The following is a 6,540-nucleotide window of genomic DNA, read 5'->3' on the forward strand; positions in this document are numbered from 1 at the left end:
CGGCACTCGTAAACAGAATCTTCAGGCGCAGGGAAATTGGGGTCCGCAAATGCACCGACCGCAACCAACACGATAGTGTCATTACCTTCCTCCGTGTGGAATACATTGCTACCACAAATCGGGCAAAACCTGAATCGAAACGTAGCTCCCTCATCACCCGTACGGACAAATTCCGTAGCGATGCCAGAAACCTCGTAGGGGGCAGCATAAGCGGCAAGCGTGGCGAAAACGCTCCCCGTTCGTTGCTGGCAAGCAAGACAGTGACAAACACCGCCACCCAGAGACTCGCCTTGAACTTCAATGCTGAGTTGCCCGCAAAAGCAGGCCGCAGTTTTGGTCGACATGAAAACCTCGAAGAAATGCTCGCTTTATTTCTTAAAGTTCAACCATCGCTCCTGAAGCAATGACTTGCTTATTGCTTGCATCGCGTATTTATACGACAAGCCTACCTTGGAAAAAATTACACCCTCAAAGATGAGGGTGTAATGGCTCACTTTTGGATTGCAAATTGCCGCATCAGATCATCGGCAATTTCAGGCCCTGCTCTTTCGCACACGTTGCCGCAACCTCATAACCGGCATCCGCATGGCGCATCACACCCGTACCGGGATCGTTCCACAGCACGCGCGCGATACGCTTGTCGGCAGCGGCGGTGCCATCGCACACGACGACCACGCCGCTGTGCTGGCTGTACCCCATACCTACGCCACCCCCATGATGCAGGCTGACCCACGTTGCGCCACCGGCAACGTTGAGCATGGCGTTGAGCAGCGGCCAGTCGGACACGGCATCGCTGCCATCTTTCATGGCTTCGGTTTCGCGGTTGGGGCTGGCTACGGAGCCTGAATCGAGGTGATCGCGTCCAATCACGATCGGCGCTTTGAGTTCACCGTTGCGTACCATTTCATTGAATGCCAGGCCGAGTTTGTGGCGCTGCCCCAAACCCACCCAGCAGATGCGCGCCGGCAAGCCCTGGAAGCTGATGCGTTGCTCGGCCATGTCGAGCCAGTTGTGCAGGTGCTTGTCGTCGGGAATCAGCTCCTTCACTTTGGCGTCGGTCTTCATAATGTCTTCCGGGTCGCCCGACAACGCCACCCAGCGGAACGGACCTACGCCACGGCAAAACAACGGGCGCACGAAGGCAGGAACGAAACCAGGGAAATCGAATGCGTTGACGCAACCCTCGTCTTTCGCCATCTGCCGAATGTTATTGCCGTAATCGAACGTGGGAATACCTTGCGCATGGAACGCAAGCATGGCTTCCACGTGCTTCTTCATGGATTTTTTGGCCGCGTCGCGCGTGCCGTTCGGATCGCTCTTGCGGCGCTCGAACCACTGCTCGACCGTCCAGCCCTGCGGCAGATAACCGTTGACCGGATCGTGCGCGCTGGTTTGATCCGTCACCGCGTCGGGTTTCACGCCGCGACGCACAAGCTCCGGAAGCACGTCGGCCGCGTTGCCCAGCAACGCGATGGACTTGGCTTCACCGGACTTGGTGTATTTCTCGATGCGCGCGAGCGCATCGTCGAGATCGGTCGCTTGCTCGTCGACATAACGCGTCTTCAGACGGAAATCGATGCGGCTCTGCTGACATTCGATGTTGAGGCTGCTCGCGCCGGCAAGCGATGCGGCAAGCGGTTGCGCACCGCCCATGCCACCCAGCCCTGCCGTGAGAATCCACTTGCCCTTGAGGCTGCCGTTGTAGTGCTGGCGACCCATCTCCACAAAGGTTTCGTAGGTGCCCTGCACGATGCCTTGCGAGCCGATGTAGATCCACGACCCGGCCGTCATCTGGCCGTACATCATCAGGCCTTTCTTATCGAGCTCGTTGAAGTGTTCCCAGTTGGCCCATGCCGGCACGAGATTGGAGTTGGCAATCAGTACGCGTGGTGCGTCGGGGTGCGTGGGAAATACACCAACGGGTTTGCCCGATTGCACCAGCAGCGTTTCGTCGTCGTTGAGATCGCGTAGCGCGCGCAGGATGGCATCGAAGCACTCCCAGTTGCGCGCAGCGCGGCCGATGCCGCCGTACACCACCAACTCGGCTGGATTTTCGGCCACGGCCGGGTCCAAGTTGTTCTGGAGCATGCGGTACGGGGCCTCGGTGAGCCAGCTCTTGCAGGTCAGTTCCGAGCCGCGTGGCGCGTGGATGGTGCGGGTGGTGTCGATGCGGGTGGGGGCGTTCATGACGGTCTCCGGTAAGGCAGACCACGAGTATAAGGCGAGCAGCCTCCCCTCGCCTTAAGGCCGCGTTTGTCGCCCTTCTAGCGGGATGCCGTCGGCGTCCCACTTCCCATGTTGGGTTTGGCACCAGGCGTCAGCATGCGTTTCAGACGTGCCAACGTACCCCGTTGACGTGGGTCATTGCCAAAATGAGCAATAGCATCGTTCACCGTTTCGGCCAAACCATCGCGCGGTTGCTGCTGTTCGATAGTCGCCCGAAATACCCAACCTTCCGGATCATCGGGAATGTCCTGCATGAGCTGACCGGCAACATTCCATCCTTTGTCCCATTGATGCGTCTGATTGACGTACATCGACGCAAGTTGCTCAAGTGACCAACGATCGGCGGGTTTGAGCGTCAGCATTGTGCCAAGGTCTTTTTCTGCGTTCGCGTAATCGTGTTGAAGAAGATAGATGTACGCGCGCTGTTGATAGTCGTCGTAATTATGCGAATCGACGGCCAGCAACTGATTAATTTGCCTTAATGCCACCTCGGTCATCCCAGCATCGGCGAGCGCCCCTACCCGTTGGAATCGTGCATCCGTCATCTCCGGAGCGAAGCGCAACGCTTCGGAAAGATAGACCACCGCTATCGAAGGCATGTTTTGTTGCCAACTAGTACGACCCGCTGCCGCAAGCACGGTACTGGACGCCAACTCGTCCAACACATAGGGGAATTCGTAGGGAAGCGCCGGCAAGCCGCAATCACAATTGCCAACGTTGGCCTCGTAGACCAAAGCACTGTTCTTCACCATCGCCAGCAAGGGGTTCATCGCCGTGTGCGTGACAGCGTCCGCGCTTATGCGATGCAGAACCGTCAATGACCCGCCCCATTGCGGCATACCGAGCCACAGCAGCTGCCTATAGATGAGCCAGCTACCGGGATCTTGGCGCAGCCCTTGCTGCGCCGCGTTCATGGCGTACTCGTTACCCAGCTCCAGGCCACCCGCATGAATCATCGCCGCATATACGGGCGTTATACGCGGTTCGATGGAGATCGCCTTTTGAAGATCAGTATCGGCTCGCTGCAGTAGCCTCTCCATGGCATCCACTTTGTCTTGCGATGTCCGATTTATGTAATCACTGCCGCGCGCGTCATGCGCCATAGCCACATAGGCATAACCGCTAGCCGCATACGCGAAAGCGCTGTTTGGAGAATCACGTTTCCACGCATCCAGAATGGGGCGGATATCAAGTGACCCATTGTCAAAATCGTTAGCGAAAATATGTTCGAGTCGACCATACGCATAGGGTGGTGTGTACTGCGCGTTGAGTGCATCGGCCATGACGCGGTCAAGTTCCGCCGATTTTCCCTGTTCAATAAATGATCTGACTTGATCGAACGTAACGACCGGCGTCAGGCGGTATTGGCAATACGACACGACCGCCGCATGCGTCCAATGGCTACCTGGCGGATCGGGGTATGCCAAACAGCGCTGCATCGGATCGCTGATGGTTTCCGCTTTAGTAGCCTCCGCAACAAAGGCTTTCAATTCCGCGTCGGAAAAGATATGAACGCTGGATCGCGGGAAGTCCCTGGCCGCCTGCACCACCAACGGTTCGGGTTGAGCAGGCGACAGGTGTCTGGCGCTTACCGACGAAAAGTCCCGAAACGAATACAGTGCTGCTAAGCACAAAACGCCTAAGCATACCAATAGCCACTTCACACGTTTTGTCACGATCGCCCCCTATCCCTGATCGATCCATATTAAACGCTTTCCGCATACCAGATGCGATGGCCACGGAAGGGTATGTAACCGCTCTTGTGTCCCCGGCGAAAGTGATTTTTATGTCCTGGAAACACATTCCTTTGCGACTCGTAGCACAATGGTCTGGCAGGGCATGAAGAATCTACCGACGAGGATTTGTTCTCATGCAAACCGTACCCTCTTCTTCGAGCGCACCACTCAGTCGTATTAGCGTTGCGCTACGCGGCGTTTTTATTGCTGTAGTGTTATTGCTCGTCTTACTTGCCTTCGGATACGTCGGCGGCTGGCTGGCACCGCACCGGCTCACCGCGCAACGCATGGTGAATCAGCTCCAAGCGAATGCAGGTGTGTTTCCCGGTTATCGGCGCAACCATGCCAAAGGTGTTTGTGTCACCGGCTATTTCGACAGCAACGGTCAAGCGCAACCGTATTCCGTCGCAGGGATATTTGCATCGGGACGCACACCGGTTGTTGGGCGTTTTGCGGTTCCGGTTGGCAACCCTTATGCGCCCGACAGCAGCGCGCCCATTCGCAGCATGGCGATGCGCTTTGCGTTGGCGAATGGCCAGCAGTGGCGCACGGGCATGAACAGCATGCCGGTGTTTCCCGTTTCCACTCCGCAAGCGTTCTACGAACTGCTGCAAGCGCAGCAGCCGGACCCTGCAACAGGCAAACCGGATCCGGCGAAGCTAAAGGCATTCTTCGGCGCGCATCCGGAAACGTCCGCGTTTCTTACATGGGTGAAGACGGCCAAGCCTTCAGCGAGCTACGTAACTGACAGTTATTGGAGCCTGAACGCGTTTGAATTTGTCGATGCCAATGGCGAAAAGCATGCAGTGCGTTGGCGCATGGTGCCAGAAGCGACTGACGCAGCCGTTGGCGGCAGCGATCCGGACTATCTGGATGCCGATCTCGCACAACGACTCGCCAAAGGCCCGCAACGCTGGCATCTGATGGTGACACTCGCCAATCCCGGCGATCCGACCAACGATGCGACGAAAGAATGGCCTTCGGACCGTCGCGATATCGATGCAGGCACACTGGTACTGACAGGCACGGAGCCGCAGGAAAGCGGCCCTTGCCGCGATATCAATTACGATCCGCTGGTGCTGCCCGACGGTATCGAAGCATCGGACGATCCCTTGCTGCCTGCCCGCTCCGCTGCGTATGCCACATCGTATCTGCGCCGTACCAGCGAAGAGGCCCATCTGCCGGGCACAGCTCAAACGCAAACAAAACCGGAGGCCAAGTGATGAAAACGACCTCCACACAATTTGTGCTTGCCGCGCGCGTGTTGCATTGGCTGATCGCCTTGCTGATTCTGACGATGCTGTTTATCGGCGTGGGAATGGTGGCGTCGGTTTCGGAGCGGCATGCATGGCTAATCAGCATCCATAAACCGCTGGGCATTACGATTCTAATTCTTGCGATAATTCGGCTCATTGTTCGTTTGCGTAACCCGCCACCGCCGCTGCCTGCCGATCTGCCAGCGATCCAAAAGCTCGCGGCGCATGCATCGCACTGGTTGCTGTATGCACTGATGCTCGTGATCCCACTGGTGGGTTGGGCCATGCTTTCAGCAGGCGGCTATCCCGTCATGCTGGGCCATTCGCTGCGCTTGCCGCCGATTTTCCCCGTGAGCCCCGTCGCGTTTGCGATTCTGCGGCACACCCACGCGTGGCTCGCGATGCTGTTGTTCCTCACGTTTCTTGCTCACCTCGGTGCCGCGCTTTATCACGGATTGATCCGTCGTGATGGCGTGCTGTGGAGCATGATCGGCAACCGCCCGAGGTAGCCGGAGACAACGCCGAAATCGGCATGGGCATCGATGTCCGAAAACGGCGAGTTTTGGGGTGTTAGGGGTGCTAGCCTGAGCACATGTCCGAGGCAGCCCCCACCCCCATGCTCGATCAGCAGGCGTGCGAACGGGCCCGTTTGAGCCGCGATGCACGCTTTGACGGCCTGTTCTTCATCGCCGTTCGCAGCACTGGCATCTATTGCCGCCCCGTTTGCCCTGCACCGACGGCGAAATCTGAAAACATCCACTTTTTCGCCACCGCCGCGGCGGCCGAAGCAGCCGGTTTTCGCCCGTGTTTGCGTTGTCGGCCGGAACTCGCTCCAGGCAATGATGCGTGGCAGCGTGGCGATCATGTTGTCACGCGTGCGTTGAAGCTTATTGAAGGCGGCCTGCTGCAGGATCATCCCATCGATGAGCTTGCGCGACGCGTGGGCGTCGGTGCGCGGCAGCTGCGGCGTTTGTTTGTGGAGCGCCTGGGCGCGCCGCCGATCGATGTCCATACAACGCGCCGCTTGCTGTTCGCCAAGCAATTGCTGACGGAAACGCGCATGCCGGTGACCGATGTGGCGCTGGCATCGGGTTTCGGCAGCTTACGGCGTTTCAACGCGGCATTCGCGCAAGCCAATCGCATTGCTCCACGCGATTTGCGGCGCCATCCGAATGCGGGTAGCGATGATGGCCTGAGTCTGCGGCTCAACTATCGACCACCCTACGATTTCCCTTCCATGCTTACGTTTTTGCGTGGCCGTGCGTTGCCCGGTATCGAAGTGGTCGATGATGAAAGTTACTCCCGCGTTTTCGGCCCTGCCG

At 58.0% G+C, this 6,540-nt stretch carries 6 protein-coding genes; 3 read left to right on the forward strand and 3 right to left on the reverse strand.

Annotated elements, in window-relative coordinates; translation table 11 throughout:
* From VK725_RS07525 to VK725_RS07535, 3 genes are all read right to left on the reverse strand, one after another.
* Positions 1-344 (reverse strand): GFA family protein (locus tag VK725_RS07525; RefSeq protein WP_325317441.1); only part of this gene is annotated, 344 nt, incomplete at its 3' end.
* 172 nt (positions 345-516) lie between these two features.
* Complete coding sequence (hutU, locus tag VK725_RS07530) at positions 517-2,187, reverse strand: urocanate hydratase (protein WP_325317442.1); 1,671 nt, start codon at positions 2,185-2,187, stop codon at positions 517-519.
* Between the two features lie 77 nt (positions 2,188-2,264).
* Complete coding sequence (locus VK725_RS07535) at positions 2,265-3,776, reverse strand: DUF4034 domain-containing protein (RefSeq protein WP_325317443.1); 1,512 nt, start codon at positions 3,774-3,776, stop codon at positions 2,265-2,267.
* Between the two features lie 320 nt (positions 3,777-4,096).
* On the opposite strand from VK725_RS07535, the gene VK725_RS07540 reads away from it, so the two are divergent.
* The 3 genes from VK725_RS07540 to VK725_RS07550 all read left to right on the forward strand — a co-directional run.
* Positions 4,097-5,185 (forward strand): catalase family peroxidase, encoded by a 1,089-nt coding sequence (locus VK725_RS07540; protein ID WP_325317444.1) that lies wholly within the window; start codon positions 4,097-4,099, stop codon positions 5,183-5,185.
* On the forward strand, positions 5,185-5,727 hold the full coding sequence (locus VK725_RS07545; RefSeq protein ID WP_325317445.1) for a cytochrome b: 543 nt from the start codon (positions 5,185-5,187) through the stop codon (positions 5,725-5,727). The genes VK725_RS07540 and VK725_RS07545 overlap by 1 nt, the downstream gene beginning before the upstream one ends.
* Positions 5,728-5,810: 83 nt before the next feature.
* Positions 5,811-6,540: bifunctional transcriptional activator/DNA repair enzyme AdaA (locus VK725_RS07550; protein ID WP_325317446.1), on the forward strand; the 730-nt coding region annotated here is incomplete at its 3' end.

It is taken from the genome of Dyella sp. (assembly GCF_035486915.1).
Lineage (GTDB): Bacteria > Pseudomonadota > Gammaproteobacteria > Xanthomonadales > Rhodanobacteraceae > Dyella_B.